The following is a 19319-nucleotide window of genomic DNA, read 5'->3' as shown; positions in this document are numbered from 1 at the left end:
CTTTCGTGCGGCGTCAGACGCCGCCTTCGTAACGCAGGCCGAGCCAGAACTCGCGTCCCGCGCCACGGTAGTAGGCCGCGGGCTCGAGGTCCTCGTCGGTCGCGTTCAGCAGCCGGCTCTCCAGCGTCCAGCCCTTGGCGAAACGCCAGCCGGCCTTCAGGTCGAGCGTGGTCTCGGCGCCGAGTTCGCGGCTGTCGGGGCGCGCGCCGACACGCAGCAGGCTCGCGCCGGCGCTCCAGTCGCCGCGGCGCCAGTCGGCGCCCAGCGTCTCCTGGTGCGCCGCGCGGCGTGCCAGGCGCGCGCCGGTGTCCTCGTTCTTGGCATCGAGGAAATCGACCTGGGCGCGCAGCGACCAGTCGCCCAGCGCCTTGGCGCCCGACAGCGTCGCGCCCTGCAGACGGGCGCGCGAGACGTTGCCGGCGCAGCCGTAGTCGTAGGCCGGGTCGTCGGGGCAGAAGTCGCGGTCGGGCTGGTAGCCGATCAGGTTCTTGACCTTGTTGCGGTAGACCGTCAGGCCGGCGCGGTCGCCGTCGGCGGCCCACTCGACACCGGCCTCGAAGCTGCGGCCGCGCTCGGGCTTGATGTCCGGGCTGCCGTAGCCCGGATACAGCAGGTCGTTGAACGAGGGCGCGCGGAAGCTGTTGCCGGCCAGCGCACGCAGACGCCAGGCCGGGGTCAGCGCGAAGCTGGCGCCCAGGCGGCCGGTGGTCTCGGCGCCGTAGTCGGAACTGTCGTCGCGGCGCAGGTCGGCCTGCCAGGCGAAGCGGCCGGAGGTGCCGGTCCAGGCGAGCACGGCGACGTCGGTGTCGCGGTCGCCCCGGTAGCTGTCGGTCTTCGCGTCTTCTTCCAGGCGTTCGACGGCGGCGACGAACTGGCCGACGACGCCGGTCTCCCAGGCGAGCTGGGCGAGCGCGTGGTCGCGCGTCGTGCGGAAGCGGTTGACGACCGCCTTGCCGGTGCGCGAATCGTCGACGCTGCGGTCCACCCGCATCGTCGCCACCAGGCCCGCGCCCAGCGTGCCGCGCCATTCGAGCGCGGTGGCGTCGACGTCGAGTTCGTCGCGGAAGTCCGGCGTGTTGTCCGGAGCGTAGGTCGGCGGCGCGTACTCGGTGCTGTCGATCTGGGTTTCCAGCCGGCTGCGCAGCAGCGACAGGCCGATGCGGTGCCCAGGCGCCGGCGCGAAGCCGATGCGCAACTGGCCGCTGTCGCGCGTGTAGCCGTCGTCGTCGGCGTTGTAGTTGGCGTAAGGGTCACCGGGGCGCAGCGCGCTGTCGCCGTCGGCATGGTCCTGCGCCAGCGATGCGGCGATGTCCCAGGCGCCCAGCGTCGCGCTGGCGCCGGCGGACAGCTCGCGCCCGCCGCGGCTGCCGAACGCCACGGCAGCGTCGAAACGCACGCCGGCGTCGGCGCGGCGGGTGACGATGTTGACGACGCCGCCGACGGCGTCGGCGCCGTAGAGGCTCGAGCCCGGGCCGCGCAGGACCTCGATGCGCTCGATCTGCGCCAGCGGCAGCGCCTGCACCGACGGGTCGGCCAGCGTCGCCGAGCCGATGCGCACGCCGTCGACGAGCACGACGGTCTGGCTGCCCGAGGCGCCGCGGATCATCACCGAGGTGGCGCCGCCGGGGCCGCCGTTGCGCGAGAGCTGCACGCCGGCCTGCTCGCGCAGCAGGTCGGCCAGCGAAGTGGCGCCCGAGGCACGCAGCGTATCGCCGTCGATCACGACGACGTCGGCGGCCAGGCGCGAGACGGACATCGGCTCGCGCGCGCCGGTGATGACGATGGTTTCGGAGGATTGCGCCGCCGCGGTGGCGGCGACAACGGAACACGCGACCGCGACGATGCAACGGCGGTCGAAGATGGTGACGAACAAGACGGCCTCCAGCCGCACACCCCGTGCGGACAGTGATGAAGCAGCCACCGTCCGTGGACACGCGCGCGCCGAGCGGACCCGGGCCTGAAGTCGCGAACGGACTGCGGGCCGGAACTCTTGCGCGCCGCCCACCGCGACGCCGGCATCCCTGGCATCGGGCCGGTATCCGGGCTCGCGAGTGCCGGTCCGACGGCGTATGCCGTGGACCGAAGCCGTCAGCGCCTTCCCAGCCCTTTAAGGACCAGTGGCCGCATTGCTGACCGCACCTCGCCGACCGCTGCGGGGGCAGCGCCGGATTTGCCGCGTGTCACCTGGACACGCCGCGCACCGGCTTCCCGTTCAACCCTCCAGCACCTGCCGTGCAAGAGGGCACCTGATGCAAGCGGGGCGGAGTCTAGCACCGCCGACCCGGCCAGCGGCACGCCCGAGCGCCGCGCCGGCGCACCCCGGGCGGCACGGGGGGCGCCGCCTATAATCACGCTTTACCACCCGGGCACACGCTTGCGCGTTGCTGCCCCACGCGACATGACCAAGTTCGTCTTCGTCACCGGCGGCGTGGTGTCCTCCCTCGGCAAGGGAATCGCGGCAGCCTCGCTGGCGGCGATTCTCGAGTCGCGAGGTCTGAAGGTCACCCTGATCAAGCTGGATCCGTACCTCAACGTCGACCCGGGCACGATGAGCCCGTTCCAGCACGGCGAGGTCTTCGTCACCGACGATGGCGCCGAGACCGACCTGGACCTCGGCCACTACGAGCGTTTCATCACCACGCGGATGAAGCGCACGAACAATTTCACCACCGGCCAGATCTACAAGAGCGTGCTCGAGAAGGAGCGCCGCGGCGACTATCTCGGCAAGACGGTGCAGGTCATCCCGCACGTCACCAACGAGATCCAGGACTACGTGCGCCGCGGTGCAGTCGACGTCGACGTCGCGATCGTCGAGATCGGCGGCACGGTCGGCGACATCGAGTCGCTGCCGTTCCTCGAGGCCGTGCGCCAGCTGAGCCTGAAGCTCGGCCCGGCCAACACCGCCTTCGTGCACCTGACCTACGTGCCGTGGATCGCCGCCGCCGGCGAGCTGAAGACCAAGCCGACGCAGCACACGGTGCAGAAGCTGCGCGAGATCGGCATCCAGCCCGACGCGCTGCTGTGCCGCGCCGACCGCCGCATCCCCGACGACGAGCGCGAGAAGATCAGCCTGTTCACGAACGTGCCGCATCACGGCGTGATCTCGATGCCCGACGTCGACACCATCTACAAGGTGCCGCGCGTGCTGCACGAACAGGGCCTGGACGAGCTGATCTGCATGAAGCTGCAGCTGCTGACCAAGCCTGCCGACCTGCGCCGCTGGGACACGCTGGTGAGCGAGGTCGAACATCCGCAGAACCGCGTGACGATCGCGATGTGCGGCAAGTACACCGACCTGTCGGACTCGTACAAGTCGCTCAACGAGGCGCTGCGCCACGCCGGCATCCACAACCACGCCAAGGTCGACATCGAGTACGTCGACGCCGAGACGCTGGACGAGCACAACGTCGCGCAGCTCGCGCAGTACGACGCGATCCTGGTGCCCGGCGGCTTCGGCCAGCGCGGCGTCGAGGGCAAGATCCTGGCCGCCAAGTTCGCCCGCGAGCACCGCCTGCCCTACCTCGGCATCTGCCTCGGGATGCAGGTCGCGACGATCGAGTACGCGCGTCACGTCGCCGGCCTGGAGAACGCCAACAGCACCGAGTTCGCGCCGCAGACGCCGCATCCGGTGATCGCGCTGATCGAGGAATGGCAGGACCGCGACGGCTCGATCCAGAAGCGCACGGCCAGCTCCGACCTCGGCGGCACGATGCGCCTGGGCGCGCAGAGCTCGGACGTCAAACCCGGCACGCTGGCCTGGCAGATCTACGGCCCGGTCGTCACCGAGCGCCACCGCCACCGCTACGAGGCCAACGTCAACTATCTCGACCAGCTGCAGGCCGCCGGCCTCGTCATCAGCGCGCTGACGCAGCGCGAGCAGCTCACCGAGATCGTCGAGCTGCCGCAGACCCAGCACCCGTGGTTCATGGGCGTGCAGTTCCACCCCGAGTTCAAGAGCACGCCCTGGGGCGGGCACCCGCTGTTCTCCAGCTACGTCAAGGCAGCCCTCGAGCACCAGGCACGGCGCGGCGACAGCGCAGAACGGAAGGCCCTCGCATGAAGCTCTGTGGTTACGAGGTCGGCCTCGACCGGCCGTTCTTCCTGATCTCCGGCCCCTGCGTCGTCGAGAGCGAGCAGCTTCAGATGGACGTCGCCGGGCGCCTGAAGGAGATCACCTCGGCGCTGGGCATCCCGTTCATCTTCAAGTCGAGCTACGACAAGGCCAACCGCTCCAGCGGCAGCTCCTTCCGCGGCCCGGGCATGGAACGCGGCCTGGAGATCCTGGCCAAGGTGCGCCGCGAGATCGGCGTGCCGGTGCTGACCGACGTGCACACCGAAGCCGAGGTGCCGCAGGTCGCCGCCGCGGTCGACATGCTGCAGACGCCGGCCTTCCTGTGCCGCCAGACCGACTTCATCCGCGCCGTCGCCCAGTGCGGCAAGCCGGTGAACATCAAGAAGGGCCAGTTCCTCGCCCCGCACGACATGAAGAACGTCGTCGACAAGGCCCGTGCCGCGGCGCGCGAGAAGGGCCTGCCCGACGCGGACCTGTTCACGGTCTGCGAACGAGGCGCGAGCTTCGGCTACAACAACCTCGTCTCCGACATGCGCAGCCTGGCGATCATGCGCGAGACCGGCGCGCCAGTGGTCTTCGATGCCACGCACAGCGTGCAGCTGCCGGGCGGCCAGGGCAGCAGCTCCGGCGGCCAGCGCGAGTTCGTGCCGGTGCTCTCGCGTGCGGCGGTCGGTGTCGGCGTCGCCGGCCTCTTCATGGAGACCCACCCGGACCCGGCCAACGCGATGTCCGACGGCCCGAACGCGGTGCCGTTCAAGCACATGCAGGCGCTGCTCGAGCAGCTCGTCGCCATCGACCGCGTCGTCAAGCAGCAGCCGCTGCTCGAGAACGACTTCAGCTGCTGAGCAAGCCGATGACCGCCCCCGCCTACCTGCTGGTCGAGATGAAGATCAGCGACCCCGAGCGCTACAAGCAGTACATGGCCGAAGCGCCGGCGGCGGTGAAGGCCGCAGGCGGCGAATACCTCGTGCGCGGCGGCCGCCACGAGTGCCTCGAAGGCGACTGGAACCCGGCGCGCGTGGCGATGCTGCGTTTCCCGAGCTACGAGGCGGCCAAGGCCTTCTACGACGGCCAGATGTATCGTGCCGCGCGCGCCCACCGTCAGGGCGCCACCGACTACTTCAACATGGTGCTCGTCGAAGGCGTGGACGCCCCGGTCTGAGCACAGAGAACCTCCTTCAGAGAAGAAAGGCAGCCACCATGAGTGCGATCGTCGATATCGTCGGCCGAGAGATCCTCGACAGCCGCGGCAACCCCACCGTCGAATGCGACGTGCTGCTGGAAAGCGGCACGATGGGCCGTGCGGCCGTGCCCTCGGGCGCGTCCACCGGCAGCCGCGAGGCGATCGAGCTGCGTGACGGCGACAAGAGCCGCTACCTCGGCAAGGGCGTGCTGCGCGCCGTCGAGCACATCAACACCGAGATCAGCGAAGCCGTGCTCGGCCTGGACGCCAGCGAACAGGCCTTCCTGGACAAGACCCTGGTCGACCTGGACGGCACCGAGAACAAGAGCCGCCTGGGCGCCAACGCGACGCTGGCCGTCAGCATGGCCGTGGCGCGCGCCGCGGCCGAGGAGTCGGGCCTGCCGCTGTACCGCTACTTCGGCGGCATGGGCCGCATGAGCCTGCCGGTGCCGATGATGAACGTCATCAACGGCGGCGCCCACGCCAACAACAACCTCGACCTGCAGGAGTTCATGATCCTGCCGGTCGGCGCGCCCAGCTTCCGCGAAGCGATCCGCTACGGCGCCGAGGTCTTCCACGCGCTGAAGAAGATCATCGACTCCAAGGGCATGCCCACCTCGGTCGGCGACGAAGGCGGCTTCGCGCCCAACGTCGCCAACCACGAGGCCGCGATCCAGCTGATCCTCGAGGCCATCGACAAGGCCGGCTACACCCCGGGCGAGCAGATCGCACTGGGCCTGGACTGCGCCGCCAGCGAGTTCTACAAGGACGGCAAGTACCACCTCGACGGCGAAGGCCTGGTGCTGTCGGCCGGCGAGTGGACCGACATGCTCGCCACCTGGGCCGACAAGTACCCGATCATCTCGATCGAAGACGGCATGCACGAAGGCGACTGGGACGGCTGGAAGCTGCTGACCGAGCGCTTGGGGCAAAAGCTGCAGCTCGTCGGCGACGACCTGTTCGTCACCAACACCAAGATCCTCGAGGAAGGCATCCGCAAGGGCATCGCCAACTCCATCCTCATCAAGATCAACCAGATCGGCACGCTGAGCGAAACCTTCGCCGCCATCGAGATGGCCAAGCGCGCGGGCTACACCGCCGTCATCAGCCACCGTTCGGGCGAGACCGAGGACTCGACGATCGCCGACATCGCCGTGGGCAGCAACGCCGGCCAGATCAAGACCGGCTCGATGTCGCGCAGCGACCGCATCGCCAAGTACAACCAGCTGCTGCGCATCGAGGAAGACCTGGGCGAGATCGCCTCGTACCCGGGCCGCTCGGCGTTCTACAACCTGCGCTGAGCCCTTGCGCTGGCTCAGCTTCGTGCTGGCGGGACTGCTCGCCGCCGTGCAGGCCGACCTCTGGTTCGGCCGCTCGAGCGTTCCCTACACGATGGGCCTGCGCACCCAGCTGGCCGCCCAGCAGGCGGCCAACGACCAGGCGCGCGAGCGCAACGCGCGCCTGGAAGCCGAGGTCAGCGACCTGAAGGAAGGGCTGGAGATGGTCGAGGAGAAGGCGCGAGCCGAACTCGGCATGGTCAAGCCCGACGAGATCCTGGTGCAGGTGGCGCCGCCCCGGCGCTGAGACGGTCCCCGACGTGATCGAAGCGGTCCTCGCGCCCGCGCAGCCGCTGCTGCGCGTGGCCTTCACGCTGCTGGGCAGCCCGGTGACCTGGCTGGAGGTCGTGGCCTTCGCGCTGGGCGTCTGGATGGTGCTGTGCAACCTGCGCGTGAACCCGCTGGCCTGGCCGCTGGCCATCGCCAGCTCGCTGCTGTACGCGCTGCTGTTTGCCGACAGCCGGCTCTACGGCGAGGCTTCGCTGCAGTTCTTCTTCGTCGCCGTCGCGTTCTGGGGCTGGTGGCAATGGCTGCGCGGGCGTGGCGACGACGGCCAGCCGCTGGTCGTGCACCGTCTGGCCCCGGCGACACGCCGCCAGGCGCTGCTGGCCACCGCACTGGCCTGGCCGGCGCTGGCGCTGCTGCTGGACCACGCCACCGACAGCGACGTGCCCTGGCTGGACGCACTGCCTACGGTCGGCAGCGTCGCCGGGCAGCTGCTGCTGGGGCGCAAGCTGGTCGAGAACTGGCCGGTGTGGATCGCGGTGAACCTGGTCAGCGTCGTGCTGTTCGCCGTCAAGGGGCTGTGGCTCACCGTGCTGCTGTACGCGGTGTTCGCGCTGATGGCCGCCTTCGGCTGGCGTGCCTGGACCCAGCTGGCGCGGGAACACCGTGGCCGCTGAGGCGCTGGTCGTCGCCATCGTCGGCGCCGAGAGCACCGGCAAGACCGCGCTCGCCAAGGCGCTGGCCGCCCGCATCGAGGCCGAGACCGGACTCGTGTGCACCTGGGTGCCCGAGCATCTGCGCGCCTGGTGCGAGACCCGGGGCCGCACGCCGCGCGCCGACGAGCAGGCCGCGATCGCACGCGCCCAGCGCGACACGATCGAGGCCGCCGCGGCCGGCGCCGACGTCGTCGTCGCCGACACCACGCCGCTGATGACCGCGGTCTACAGCCGGCTGCTGTTCGAAGACGATTCGCTCGACGCCGAGGCCTGCGCCTGGCAGCGCGGGCGCTGCGCCGTGACGCTGCTGACGGCGCTGGACCTGCCCTGGGTGGCCGACGGCCTGCAACGCGACGGGCCGCAGGTGCGCGGGCCGGTCGACACCGCGCTGCGCGAGCTGCTTGCGGCCCACGCCATCGGCTGGGCGCTGGTCTGCGGCGACGGCGACGAGCGGCTGGAGAACGCGCTCGACGCCATCGCGCCGGCGCTGCGCGGGCGCGCCGCGCCGCGCCGCGGCCTGTTCACGCGCCTGGCCGGCCGCGACGCCGCCGACCGCCCCTGGCGCTGCGAGCTCTGCGACGACCCGGCCTGCGAACACGCCGCACGCCGGGGCTGAGGCGCAGGCGCCTACTGCATCGTGCCGGTGGACGGCGGCTGGTCGCGCTGCGGCGTGAACATCTCGCCGACGTCGACGGCGTCGAAGCGGTAGTGCTGGCCGCAGAACTGGCAGCCCACCTCGACCTCGCCGCGCTCCTCGATCAGCGAGGCGCTCTCCTCGCGGCCCAGGGTCTTCAGCATGTCGCTGACCCGCTCGCGCGAGCAGCTGCAGGCAAATCGCGGCGTCATCGGTTCGAAGACCCGCAGCGTCTCCTCCCAGAACAGGCGGTGCAGGATGCGCTCGGGCGGCAGTTCCAGCAGCTCCTCGCGCGTCAGCGTCGCGGCCAGCATCGCGACGCGGTCGAAGGCTTCGCTCAGGCCGATGTCGTCCTCGTTGCGCTTGCCGGCGAGGTTGAGTTCGCCTTCGACCGGCAGGCGCTGGATCAGCAGGCCGGCGGCGCACGAGTCGTCGGCGGCGAGCACGAGCCGGGTGTCCAGCTGCTCGGACTGCAGCATGTAGTGCTCCAGCACCTCCGAGACGTTCTGCAGCGGCTCGCGCCGGTCGCCATGCAGCGGCACGACACCCTGGTAGGGTTGCTGGCCGGGCAGGCGGTCCTTGGGGTCGAGTGTGATCGCGCAGCGGCCCTGGCCGTGCACGTTGACCAGCGCCTCCAGGCGCGCGTCGTCGGTGATCTCGCCGGAGATCGTCGCGGTGGCGCGGAAGGCCAGGTCGGGCTGGATCTCGGCCACCGCCAGCTTGACCGGACCGTCGCCCGAGATCTGCAGCAGCAGCGCGCCGTTGAACTTGATGTTGGCCTGCATCAGCACCGCGGCAGCCGACATCTCGCCGAGCAGCTCGCGCACCGGCCGCGGGTAGCCGCCGGCCGCCTGGCGCCGCGCCAGCATCTCGCGCCAGCCGTCACCCAGGCGCACCAGCATGCCGCGCACCGGCAGGCCCTCGAACAGGAATTTGGTCAGTTCCGACATCAGCCGATTCGCTCCAGTTGTTCGCGGTGGCGAGCCGCGTTGTTCACGTAATGTGCGGCGGACAGCGCCAGCCGCGCGGATTGTTCCGGCGTCAGCGTTCGCACCACCTTGGCCGGCGCGCCGACGATCAGCGAGCCGTCCGCAAACTCCTTGCCCTCGGTGACCAGCGCACCGGCACCGACGATGCAGCCGGCGCCGATGCGTGCGCCGTTGAGCAGCACCGCACCCATGCCGACGAGCGAGCCGTCGCCGATCGTGCAACCGTGCAGCACGACCTTGTGGCCGATCGTCACGCGACAGCCGACGACCAGCGGGATGCCGGCGTCGGTGTGCAGCACGCTGCCGTCCTGCACGTTGCTGTCGCGACCGACGGTGATCCAGTCGTTGTCGCCGCGCAGCACGGCGCCGTACCAGACGCTGGCACCGGGCTCGAGCGCGACGCGACCGATCACGGTGGCCGTCTCGGCCACCCAGGCCGTCGCATCGATGCGGGGGACGGCGTCCCCGAGGCGGTAGACAGCCACGGCGCTCTCCAGGCAAAGGGGATAATTTTAAGGATGGAGCTGCGATCCGATGCGCTGCGGGCCTTGGCGCTCGCCGACCCCGAGGCCAAGGCCGCGGCGGCGCTGGCGCTGCACGCGGCCACACCGCCCGTCGACACCCAGGCGCTGCTGCAGCCGGCGGCCCCCCTGCCCGGCCGCCCGCCGCGCCCGCGCCTGGTGCCGCCGGCGCAGGTTCCACAGCGGTCGCCCTTCACGCCCGAAGGCCGCGCGGCGCTGCTGCACGCCATCGCGCACATCGAGTTCAACGCCATCAACCTCGCGCTCGACGCCTGCTGGCGCTTTGCCGGCCTGCCCGAGGACTTCTACCGCGACTGGCTGCGGGTGGCGGCCGAGGAGGCGCGCCACTTCCGTCTGCTCGCCGGCCACCTGGCGACGCTGGGGCACGGGTATGGCGACTTCGACGCGCACGACGGCCTGTGGACGATGGCCGAGAAGACCGCCGCCGACCCGCTGGCGCGCATGGCGCTGGTGCCGCGCACGCTGGAAGCTCGCGGGCTGGACGTGACGCCCGCGATGCAAGCGCGGCTGGCGAAGGCCGGCGATGCACGCGCCGTCGAGATCCTGGACCTGATCCTCGCCGAGGAGATCGGCCACGTCGCGATCGGCAACCGCTGGTACCGCTGGCTGTGCGCCCGCGACGGCCTCGATCCGCTGGCGACTGACGCCCAGTTGGCCGCCACGCACGGCGCCCCGCGGCTCAGGGGCCCGTTCAACACCGAGGCGCGGCGCGCTGCAGGCTTCGACGACGCCGAACTCGCGGCGCTGGAGGCCGGCCGCTGATGCGAGTCTTCGTTGCCGGTTTCCAGCACGAGACCAACACCTTCGCACCAACGAAAGCCGGCTGGCCGGCCTTCCTCGCCGGCGACGCCTTCCCCGAGTTCACGCGCGGCGCGGCGATGCTCGAGCGCCTGGCGCCGACCTCGCTGCCGATGGCCGGCTTCATCGCCGATGCGCGCGAGCGCGGCTGGACGCTCGTGCCATCGATCTGGGCCGGCGCCTCACCCTCGGCGCAGGTCACGCGCGAGGCCTTCGAGCACATCGCCGCGATGCTGCTGGAGGACGCCGGCCGGGGCGGCTTCGACGCCATCTACCTCGACCTGCACGGCGCCGCGGTCGCCGAGCACGTCGACGACTGCGAAGGCGAGCTGCTCGAACGCCTGCGCGCCCTCGTCGGCCCGGCGATGCCGCTGGTCGCCAGCCTGGACCTGCACGCCAACATCGGCGCGCGGTTGCTGCACCACGCCGACGCGCTGACCGTGTTCCGCACCTATCCGCACGTCGACATGGCCGAGACCGGCGCGCGCGCCGCCGGGCTGCTGGCCGAACGCGTCTCCGGCGGCGCCTTCGTCACGCGCTCGCGGCGCCTGCCCTTCCTGCTGCCGATCAACGCCCAGTGCACGCTCGTCGATCCGGCGGCTGGCGTGATGGCCGACCTGGCGACTTTGGAAGCCCAGAGCGGCGTGCACCTCGGCCTGGCCTTCGGCTTCCCCGCCGCCGACGTGCCCGAATGCGGGCCGGTGGTCTTCGGCCACGGCCGCGACGCCGAGGCCGTCGAGGCCAACGTCATGGCGCTGGCCGAGAACCTGATCGACGCACGCGAAGACTTCGCCGTCTCGCTGCCCGACGCCGCCGAAGCGGTGGCCCAGGCGCTGCGCGCGGCGCGCCACGCCGAGCGGCCGCTGGTCATCGCCGACACCCAGGACAACCCCGGCGCCGGCGCCGACGCCAACACCACCGGCCTGCTGCGCGCGCTGCTCGATGCCGGTGCCGGCCGGCGCTTTCCCGGTGCAGTGGCGCTCGGGCTGATGCACGACCCCGAGGCGGCGCGTGCCGCGCACGCCGCCGGTGTCGGCACGACGCTGGCGCTGACGCTGGGCCGCAGCGTGCGCTGCGCCGACGGGCGCGACAGCGAGCCACCGCTGCAGACCCGTGCCACCGTGACCGCGCTGCACGACGGCGAGGTCGCGCTGCACGGCCCGATGAGTGCCGGCAACACCGTGCACCTGGGCCCCTGCGCCTGCCTGGACGTCGACGGCGTGCGTGTGCTCGTCACCAGCGGCAAGGGCCAGCTGATCGACGAGGCGCTGTGCCGTTTCCTCGGCGTCGACGCGCGGGCACTGAAACTGCTTGTCGTGAAGAGCTCGGTGCACTTCCGGGCCGCGTTCACGCCGATCGCCTCGCGCATCGTCGTCGCTCGTGCGCCCGGGCCCATGCCCGCCGATCCGGCCGAGCTCCCATGGACCCGACTGCCTCAGGACATCGCGCGCCGCCCTTGATTTGGCACGCGTTTCGTGCTGCAAAAAGCAGCGGGGCCACGAGTACACTGCGCGGGCCTCAACCCTTCCTGTCCCAACCCCATGACCCAGATTACGACCCGTCGCTTCCTGCAGACGGCCGCGGTTCTCGCGGCCGGCATCGTGCTCGCCGCCTGCGGCAAGAAGGAGGAACCGGCTCCGGTGGAGCAGGCCGCCTCGGCGCCGGCCCCGGCCCCGGCGCCCACCGTCTACGCCGTCGGTACCGACGCCGCCTACGCTCCGTTCGAGAGCCAGGACGAGAAGGGCGAGATCGTCGGCTTCGACATCGACGTCATCAAGGCCATCGCGGCCAAGGCGGGCTTCGAGGTCAAGCTGATCAACACCCCCTGGGAAGGCATCTTCAACTCGCTGGGCCAGGGTGACCGCGACATCGTCATCTCGGCGGTGACGATCACCGACGAGCGCAAGCAGACGCTGGACTTCAGCGACGCCTACTTCGACGCCGCCCAGCTGATCGCCGTGCGCGACAACAGCAAGGTCGCGAAGTTCGCCGACCTGAAGAAGCTGAAGGTGGGCGTGCAGACCGGCACCACCGGCGACGAGGCCGTCACCAAGCTGCTGGGCAAGACGAACACCAACATCAAGCGCTTCGAGTCCACCCCGCTGGCGCTCAAGGAACTCGAGGCCGGCGGTGTCGACGCGGTCGTCGCCGACAACGGCGTCGTGATCCACCACGTCGCGAACAACCCCGAGTCGAAGTTCAAGACGATCAGCGACACCGAGTTCGCCCCCGAGCAGTACGGCATCGCCGTCAAGAAGGGCAACGCGGCGGTCCTGGAGAAGATCAACCAGGGCCTGGCCGGCATCAAGGCCGACGGCACCTACGATCAGATCTACGCGAAGTACTTCGGCGCGGCGCCGGCCAAGGCTGAAGCGCCGGCCTCCGCCGCCTCGAACTAACCCGGTTCGGCGATGGATCTTCGTTGGGAGATCCTCGCCGGCTATGGGCCGCTGTTCGCCAGCGGCCTGCTGATGACGGTCAAGCTCACGCTGGTCGCCATCGGCGCCGGGTTGATCCTGGGGGTGCTGTTCGGGCTCGTGAGCAGTTCAGCCGACGCACCCCAGCCGAAATCCCCCCCCGCTGGCCCTGCTGCTGCGCCTGGCCCGCGGGATCACGATCGCCTACGTCACCTTCTTCCGCGGCACGCCGCTGTTCGTGCAGATCCTGCTGGTGCACTTCGCGCTGATGCCGGCGCTGGTGCATCCGGACCACGGCCTGCTGATCTCGGGCGAGACGGCACGCCTGTTCCGCCAGGAGCACGGCGCCTTCCTGTCGGGCTGTGTCGCGCTGAGCCTGAATGCGGGCGCCTACATCAGCGAGATCTTCCGCGCCGGGATCCTGTCGATCCACCGCGGGCAGACCCAGGCCGCCTACAGCGTCGGCCTCACGCATGCGCAGGCGATGCGCTACGTGGTGCTGCCGCAGGCTTTCCGGCGCATGGTGCCGGCACTGGTGAACGAAGGCGTCACGCTGATCAAGGACTCGTCGCTCGTCTCGGCGATCGGCCTGGCCGAACTAGCCCTGGCGGCACGCACGGTGGCCGGCGCGTACTCGCGCTACTGGGAACCGTACCTCGCGATCTCCGCGATGTACCTGGTGCTGACGCTGACGCTGTCGCTGCTGGCCAAGCGCCTGGAGGCGCCGGCGCATCTGCGCGGACGCTGAAGCGCCTGACGGCTTGCAGGCCGGCCGCCCTCGCGGGCCGCCGGCCTTTTTCATGCCCCGCGCGGCTCAGTTGTCGAAGAAGTAACGCTTCAGGCCGGCGAGGATCATCTCGATCGCCACCGCGGTCAGCACCAGGCCCATCAGCTTCTCGACCGCCGCGACCATCGACGAGCCGAGCAGGTTGCGGATGCGGTCGGCGGCCAGCAGCACGATGCCCGAGACCAGCATCGCCGCGGTCAGCGCACCGAACCACTGCGCCATGTTGTCCGGCTGGCGCGAGGCCAGCAGCAGAACGGTGGCCATCGCCGAGGGGCCGGCCAGCAGCGGCACGGCAAGCGGAAAGATGAACGGTTCGCGGCCCCGGCCGTCGGAAGCGTAGACCTCGCCGCCGGTGGCGAAGATCATGCGCACGGCGATGATCAGCAGGATGACACCACCGGCGACTTCGAGCGAACGCTCGGACAGGCGCATCAGCGACAGGAAGGCCTGCCCGCCGACCATGAAGGCGGCCAGGACAAGAAAGGCGATCGTCGCTTCGCGGATGGCGACACGGCGGCGGCGTTCGGGCTCGACGCCGCGCAGCACGGAGATGAAGATCGGCAGGCTGCCGAAGGGGTCGAGCACCAGCAGCAAGAGGACAAAAGCAGAGAGAAAGTCATGATCCATGGCGTCATTGTCGCCGCCGGCGCAGGCGGCCCCATGACGGCGCCTTGTTGCGTGGAAGCCTCAGATGACCGTCACGAAGCCGCCATATGACAGGGCTGTACCGGGTTTGCCCGGGGCCCGGCCGTAGACTTGCGGCGAACCCTGGAGGCAGACTTCACGAAGATCTCCCGGGTCTAACGTAAAGGACGAAACGACTATGAAGCGCACCCTGATCGCTCTCGCGTGCCTGGCCTCGACGGCCGCGTTCGCGCAAAGCAATGTCACGATCTACGGCCGCCTGAATACCTCGGTCGAATACCAGAAGAACATCGACTCGACCGATGCCAAGGCCGTTCTGCAGAACAACGCCTCGCGTCTGGGCTTCAAGGGCACGGAAGATCTGGGCGGCGGCCTGAAGGCCCTGTTCATGCTGGAACACCGCTTCAACAGCGACACCGGCACGACGACCGGCGACTTCTGGGCCGGTGACGCCTTCGTCGGCCTGCAGACCAACTACGGCACGATCCGCGCCGGCCGCATCACGAGCCCGGCGTACTACGCCACGGCCGACTACGTCAGCCTGCACAACCACGACACCGGCACGTCGGAAGACAAGCTCTACGTCGCCGCCAGCTCGCCGAAGAACACGGTCGCCTACCTGACCCCGACGTTCAACGGCCTGAGCGCCGAGTTCGCCACGTCCGCTGGCGAAGGCAACGACGGCGCCAAGTCCTGGCAAGCCGCCGTCAACTACGACGCCGGTGCGCTGCACCTGGGCGCCGGCTACGACGAGAACGACCCGGGCGACAAGCAGGTCGCGCTGCGTGCCCTGTACGAAATGGGCGCGTTCACCTTCGGCGGCTACTACCAACTGGCCGACAGCGTCGACCTCGGCAAGCGCAACTCCGTCCGTGGTTCGCTGCAGTACACGATGGGTGCCAGCGAGTTCCACGTCAACGTCGGCTGGGCCGATGACTGGGACGACGCGAGCGACAGCGCCGCCGTGCAATACACGCTGGCCTACAACTACAACCTGTCGAAGCGCACCAAGGTCTACGCCTTCTACACGGCCATCAAGAACGACGGCAACGCCGCCTACAACGCCGTCGACTTCGGCAAGGACCCGAGCTCCTTCGCCGTCGGCGTGCGCCACAACTTCTGATCGGTTTCCAACCGTCAGTCAAAAGCCGGTCGCAAGACCGGCTTTTTTTTGCCCGCTCGCGGCGTGGCGCCGCAGCGGGCGGTCGGTGGGCTCAGCCGCCGCAGGCCTTCAGCGCGCGTGCGAACGCGGCGACGGCGAAGTCGATCTGCGGCCCGTCGACGACCAGCGGCGGCGCCAGCCGCACGACGCTGCCGTGGGTGTCCTTGGTCAGCACGCCCTCGGCCATCAGCGCCTCGCAGACGGCACGTGCCGGCGCGAAGTCGGGCGCGAGTTCGACGCCCACCAGCAGCCCGCGGCCACGAACCTCGTGGACGGCCGGATGGTCCAGGTCCTCGAGTGCGCCGATCAGGCGCCGGCCCATCGCCGCAGCACGTTCGGCGAGTCGTTCTCGCTCCAGCACGTCCAGCGCCGCCAGGCCGACCGCCGCGGCCAGCGGGTTGCCGCCGAAGGTGCTGCCGTGGTCACCCGGCGTGAACTGCGCCATCACGTCCTCGCGCGCCAGGAAGGCGCTGACCGGCAGCAGGCCGCCGCCGAGCGCCTTGCCCAGCGTCAGGCCGTCGGGCACGACGTCCTCGTGGTCGACCGCCAGGCGCCGGCCGGTGCGGCCCAGCCCGGTCTGGATCTCGTCGCAGATCAGCAGCACCTTGCGGCGTGTGCAGAGCTCGCGCGCGGCGCGCAGATAACCCGGCGGCGGCACGACGATGCCGGCCTCGCCCTGGATCGGCTCGAGCAGCACGGCGCAGGTGTGTTCGCCGACCGCCGCCTCCAGCGCCACGACGTCGCCGAAGGGCACGCTGTCGAAACCGGGCGCGAACGGGCCGAAGCCATCGCGGTACTGGGCTTCGCTGGAGAAGCCGACGATGGTCGTCGTACGGCCGGCGAAGTTGCCGGCGGCGACGACGATGCGCGCCTGGCCCTCCGGGATGCCCTTGACTTTGTAGCCCCACTTGCGTGCCGCCTTCAGCGCCGTCTCGACGGCCTCGGCGCCGCTGTTCATCGGCAGCGCGCGGTCCATGCCGGTCAGCGTGCACAGGCGTTCCAGGAAGGCACCCAGCCGGTCGCTGTGGAAGGCACGCGAGGTCACGGCCAGCCGCGCCGCCTGTTCGGTGAGCGCGGCCACCAGCACCGGGTGGCCGTGGCCGAAGCTGACCGCCGAGTACGCGCTCATCATGTCCAGGTAGCGCCGGCCCTCGGTGTCGCGCAGCCAGACGCCCTCGCCGCGCGTCAGCACGACCGGCAGCGGGTGGTAGTTGTGCGCGCCGTAACGCGCCTCGAGGTCGATCGGCGAAGGCCGGGTCGCGGTGGGGTGCAGACGGTCGTTCATGCCCCCCACTGTGCCCAAGCGGGAAGGAAATGTGCTTTCCAGATACTGCGCGCTTCTGCCGTTCTGGTGCAATATTCTTTCTCCAAAACGCCGAAGAGGAGCAGCCGTGAACGATCTTGACGCCATCGACCGCAAGATCGTCGCCGAATTGCAGCGCGACGGCCGCATCTCCAACGTCGAACTCGCCACGCGTGTGCACCTGTCGGCGCCGCAGTGCCTGCGGCGCACGCGCGCGCTGGAGGAACGCGGCGTGCTGCGCGGCTACGGTGCGCGTGTGGACGCTGCCGCGCTGGGCTACGGCGTCACCGCCTTCGTCAGCCTGAACATCCACGGCGGCGCCTTCGACCGCGTGCGCGACATCGAGGCCCGCATCCGCGACTTCCCGCAGATCCTCGAATGCCACACCGTCAGCGGCGACTGCGACTACCTGCTGAAGGTCGTCGCGCGCGACCTGAAGGCGCTGTCGCAGTTCCTGACCGACCGGCTGATGCAGATCCCCGGCGTCGACGACGTGCGTTCGATGATCTGCCTGGAGGAGATCAAGCCGCAGGCGCCGCTGCCGACCGACGGCTGAGGCTCAGGCGCGCGGGTGGTGGCGGGCGTGCAGCTGGCGCAGCCGCTCGCGCGCGACGTGGGTGTAGATCGTCGTCGTCCCGATGTCGGCGTGGCCCAGCAGCATCTGCACCGCACGCAGGTCGGCGCCGTGGTTCAGCAGATGGGTCGCGAAGGCGTGGCGCAGCGTGTGCGGCGACAGCGGCGCCAGGATCCCGGCGTCGCGTGTGTACTTCTTGACCAGCAGCCAGAAGGCCTGGCGCGTCATCGCACCGCCACGCGCGGTGACGAAGAGCGCGTCGCTGGCCTGGCCGCCGAGGATCGCCGCGCGCGCCTCGCCGAGGTAACGCACGAGCCAGCCGTGCGCCTCCTCGCCGAACGGCACGATGCGCTCCTTGGAGCCCTTGCCGACGACACGCAGCACGCCTTCGGCCAGCCCCAGGTGCACGCTCTTCAGGCCGACGAGCTCGCTGACGCGCAGCCCGCTGGCGTACATCAGCTCGAGCATCGCGCGGTCGCGCAGGCCCAGCGCGGTGTCGGTGTCGGGCGCGGCCAGCAGCGCCTCGACCTGGCGCTCGCTGAGGCTCTTGGGCACACGCAGCGGCTGGCGCGCCGACTGCAGGCGCAGCGTCGGGTCGGCCGCCACGAGGTGCTCGCGCAGCGCCCAGCGGAAATAGCGCTTGAAGACGGTGAGCCGGCGGTTGGCCGTCGTCGCACGTGTCGCCGCGTGGTGTTCGGCGGCGTAGGCCAGCAGGTCGGCCTCGCGGCTGTCGTCCAGGCGTTTGCCGTGGCGGCGCGCCAGCCAGCCGGCGTACAGCATCAGGTCGCGGCGGTAGGCGGCCAGCGTCAGCGGCGCCAGCCCGTCCTCGATCCACAGCGCGTCGACGAAACGGTCGATCGAGGCGGCGCTGGCGGCCGCCTCGGCACCGGCCGGCGCGTCGACGGGCTCGGCGCTCACTCCAGCGACAGCTTGGCCGACTGCACGACCTTCTTGTAGACCTCGTACTCCGACTTGATCTGCTCGCCGAACTCCTTCGGGCTGTTGGCGACGATCAGCGAGCCGGTGTCCTCGATGCGCTTCTTCACCTCGGGCAGCATCACGGTCGTCTTGACCGCAGCGTGGATCTTGTCGACGACTTCCTTGGGCAGGTTCTTCGGCCCGTAGACGCCGTAGAAGGCCATGCGGTTCACCGGCTCCAGGCCCACCTCCTTGAAGGTCGGCACGTTGGGCAGCACGGTCAGGCGCTGCGGCGCCGCGACGACGATGGCGATCAGCCGGCCGTCCTTGATGAAGGGCAGCGCCGACGGCAGGTTGTCGAACATGATCTGCACCTGCCCGGCCACCGTGTCGTTGAGCGCCGGGCCGGCGCCGCGGTACGGAATGTGGGTGATGAAGACGCCGGCCAGGCTCTTGAAGAGCTCGGTCTGCATGTGGCCGATGCCGCCGGTGCCCGAGCTGGCATAGCTGTACTTGCCCGGGTTCTTCTTGATCTCGGCCATGAAGCCCGGGTAGTCGCGCGCCGGGAAGCTCGGGTGCACGACGATGACGTTGGGCGTGGCCGCGATGTTGATGATCGGCGTGAAGTCCGTCAGCGGGTTGTAGGGCACCTTCGGGTTGATCGCCGGGTTCGAGGCCACGGTCGACACCGTCGCGACACCGAGCGAATAGCCGTCGGGTGCGGTCTTGGCGGTGTCGTTGGCACCGATGATGCCGCCGCCGCCGGCCTTGTTCTCCACGACCATGGTCTGGCCCAGCGCCGGCGTGATCTTGTCGGCCACGGTGCGCGCGATGATGTCCGTCGTGCCGCCGGGCGCGAAGGGCACGACCAGCTTCACCGTCTTGGTGGGGTACCCCTGGGCCCAGGCGGCCAGCGGTGCGGCCAGGCAGGCCAGGAACAGCGCGGACAGCGTTCTTCTCTTCATTCGGGCAGTCTCCATTCGTGGGGTGGGTGGGGAACGGGGTCTGCGGCCGATT

General features: G+C 70.2%; 20 protein-coding genes and 1 riboswitch. Of the genes, 13 read left to right on the top strand and 7 right to left on the bottom strand.

All coding sequences use genetic code 11. The features are described 5' to 3' along the window. Positions 1-13: 13 nt before the first annotated feature. Positions 14-1873, bottom strand: coding sequence for a TonB-dependent receptor domain-containing protein (locus EV684_RS13035; protein ID WP_132647714.1), 1860 nt, complete (start codon positions 1871-1873; stop codon positions 14-16). A gap of 140 nt (positions 1874-2013) precedes the next feature. Continuing rightward, positions 2014-2265, bottom strand: a riboswitch (cobalamin riboswitch). A 133-nt stretch (positions 2266-2398) separates the two neighbouring features. Between EV684_RS13035 and EV684_RS13030 the strand changes: the two genes are divergently transcribed. From EV684_RS13030 to EV684_RS13000, 7 genes are read left to right on the top strand one after another with little or no spacing between them, the layout of a single operon-like run. Next, complete coding sequence (locus EV684_RS13030; protein ID WP_132647713.1) at positions 2399-4060, top strand: CTP synthase; 1662 nt, start codon at positions 2399-2401, stop codon at positions 4058-4060. Continuing rightward, positions 4057-4917, top strand: coding sequence for a 3-deoxy-8-phosphooctulonate synthase (kdsA, locus tag EV684_RS13025; RefSeq protein ID WP_132647712.1), 861 nt, complete (start codon positions 4057-4059; stop codon positions 4915-4917). Before EV684_RS13030 ends, kdsA begins: the two co-directional genes overlap by 4 nt. Before the next feature lie 8 nt (positions 4918-4925). Next, on the top strand, positions 4926-5234 hold the full coding sequence (locus EV684_RS13020; RefSeq protein WP_132647711.1) for a DUF1330 domain-containing protein: 309 nt from the start codon (positions 4926-4928) through the stop codon (positions 5232-5234). 38 nt (positions 5235-5272) lie between these two features. Continuing rightward, positions 5273-6556, top strand: coding sequence for a phosphopyruvate hydratase (gene eno, locus EV684_RS13015; protein ID WP_132647710.1), 1284 nt, complete (start codon positions 5273-5275; stop codon positions 6554-6556). Positions 6557-6560: 4 nt separating this feature from the next. After that, positions 6561-6839, top strand: coding sequence for a septum formation initiator family protein (locus EV684_RS13010; protein WP_132647709.1), 279 nt, complete (start codon positions 6561-6563; stop codon positions 6837-6839). 13 nt (positions 6840-6852) lie between these two features. Further along, positions 6853-7494: a nicotinamide riboside transporter PnuC gene (gene pnuC, locus EV684_RS13005; protein ID WP_132647708.1), complete on the top strand. Its 642-nt coding sequence runs from the start codon at positions 6853-6855 to the stop codon at positions 7492-7494. After that, the gene (locus tag EV684_RS13000; RefSeq protein WP_132647707.1) at positions 7484-8149 is read left to right on the top strand and encodes an AAA family ATPase; all 666 of its coding nucleotides are present in this window, start codon (positions 7484-7486) and stop codon (positions 8147-8149) included. The genes pnuC and EV684_RS13000 overlap by 11 nt, the downstream gene beginning before the upstream one ends. A gap of 11 nt (positions 8150-8160) precedes the next feature. On the opposite strand, the gene hslO is transcribed toward EV684_RS13000, so the two are convergent. Together hslO and EV684_RS12990 are read right to left on the bottom strand one after the other, a co-directional pair. Beyond that, a complete protein-coding gene (gene hslO, locus EV684_RS12995; protein WP_132647706.1) occupies positions 8161-9117 on the bottom strand; it encodes an Hsp33 family molecular chaperone HslO in 957 nt (318 codons plus the stop codon). Continuing rightward, positions 9117-9641, bottom strand: coding sequence for a gamma carbonic anhydrase family protein (locus tag EV684_RS12990; RefSeq protein WP_132647705.1), 525 nt, complete (start codon positions 9639-9641; stop codon positions 9117-9119). Before EV684_RS12990 ends, hslO begins: the two co-directional genes overlap by 1 nt. 33 nt (positions 9642-9674) lie before the next feature. Between EV684_RS12990 and EV684_RS12985 the strand changes: the two genes are divergently transcribed. From EV684_RS12985 to EV684_RS12970, 4 genes are all read left to right on the top strand, one after another. Further along, the gene (locus EV684_RS12985; RefSeq protein WP_132647704.1) at positions 9675-10460 is read left to right on the top strand and encodes a ferritin-like domain-containing protein; all 786 of its coding nucleotides are present in this window, start codon (positions 9675-9677) and stop codon (positions 10458-10460) included. After that, positions 10460-11956, top strand: a complete 1497-nt coding sequence (locus EV684_RS12980) for a M81 family metallopeptidase (protein WP_132647703.1) — start codon at positions 10460-10462, stop codon at positions 11954-11956. Before EV684_RS12985 ends, EV684_RS12980 begins: the two co-directional genes overlap by 1 nt. An 81-nt stretch (positions 11957-12037) precedes the next feature. Next, positions 12038-12895, top strand: coding sequence for a basic amino acid ABC transporter substrate-binding protein (locus EV684_RS12975; RefSeq protein ID WP_132647702.1), 858 nt, complete (start codon positions 12038-12040; stop codon positions 12893-12895). A 256-nt stretch (positions 12896-13151) separates the two neighbouring features. Further along, positions 13152-13661 (top strand): amino acid ABC transporter permease, encoded by a 510-nt coding sequence (locus EV684_RS12970; RefSeq protein WP_243651151.1) that lies wholly within the window; start codon positions 13152-13154, stop codon positions 13659-13661. A gap of 66 nt (positions 13662-13727) precedes the next feature. On the opposite strand, the gene EV684_RS12965 is transcribed toward EV684_RS12970, so the two are convergent. Next, positions 13728-14327: a MarC family protein gene (locus tag EV684_RS12965; RefSeq protein WP_132647701.1), complete on the bottom strand. Its 600-nt coding sequence runs from the start codon at positions 14325-14327 to the stop codon at positions 13728-13730. A 196-nt stretch (positions 14328-14523) separates the two neighbouring features. Between EV684_RS12965 and EV684_RS12960 the strand changes: the two genes are divergently transcribed. Further along, positions 14524-15468: a porin gene (locus EV684_RS12960; protein ID WP_132647700.1), complete on the top strand. Its 945-nt coding sequence runs from the start codon at positions 14524-14526 to the stop codon at positions 15466-15468. Between the two features lie 91 nt (positions 15469-15559). On the opposite strand, the gene rocD is transcribed toward EV684_RS12960, so the two are convergent. Beyond that, on the bottom strand, positions 15560-16792 hold the full coding sequence (rocD, locus tag EV684_RS12955; protein WP_132647699.1) for an ornithine--oxo-acid transaminase: 1233 nt from the start codon (positions 16790-16792) through the stop codon (positions 15560-15562). A 106-nt stretch (positions 16793-16898) separates the two neighbouring features. On the opposite strand from rocD, the gene EV684_RS12950 reads away from it, so the two are divergent. Next, entirely contained in the window at positions 16899-17366 is a 468-nt protein-coding gene (locus tag EV684_RS12950) for an Lrp/AsnC family transcriptional regulator (RefSeq protein ID WP_132647698.1), read from the top strand. A 3-nt stretch (positions 17367-17369) separates the two neighbouring features. On the opposite strand, the gene xerD is transcribed toward EV684_RS12950, so the two are convergent. Next, positions 17370-18302: a site-specific tyrosine recombinase XerD gene (xerD, locus tag EV684_RS12945; protein ID WP_132647697.1), complete on the bottom strand. Its 933-nt coding sequence runs from the start codon at positions 18300-18302 to the stop codon at positions 17370-17372. Beyond that, positions 18299-19267, bottom strand: a complete 969-nt coding sequence (locus tag EV684_RS12940) for a tripartite tricarboxylate transporter substrate binding protein BugE (protein WP_132647696.1) — start codon at positions 19265-19267, stop codon at positions 18299-18301. Before EV684_RS12940 ends, xerD begins: the two co-directional genes overlap by 4 nt. Between the last annotated feature and the right edge of the window lie 52 nt (positions 19268-19319).

The organism is Rubrivivax gelatinosus (genome assembly GCF_004340905.1).
Lineage (GTDB): Bacteria > Pseudomonadota > Gammaproteobacteria > Burkholderiales > Burkholderiaceae_C > Rubrivivax > Rubrivivax gelatinosus.
The sequence above is the reverse complement of the archived record's forward strand: the minus strand, read 5'-3'. Positions and strand labels throughout refer to the sequence as shown.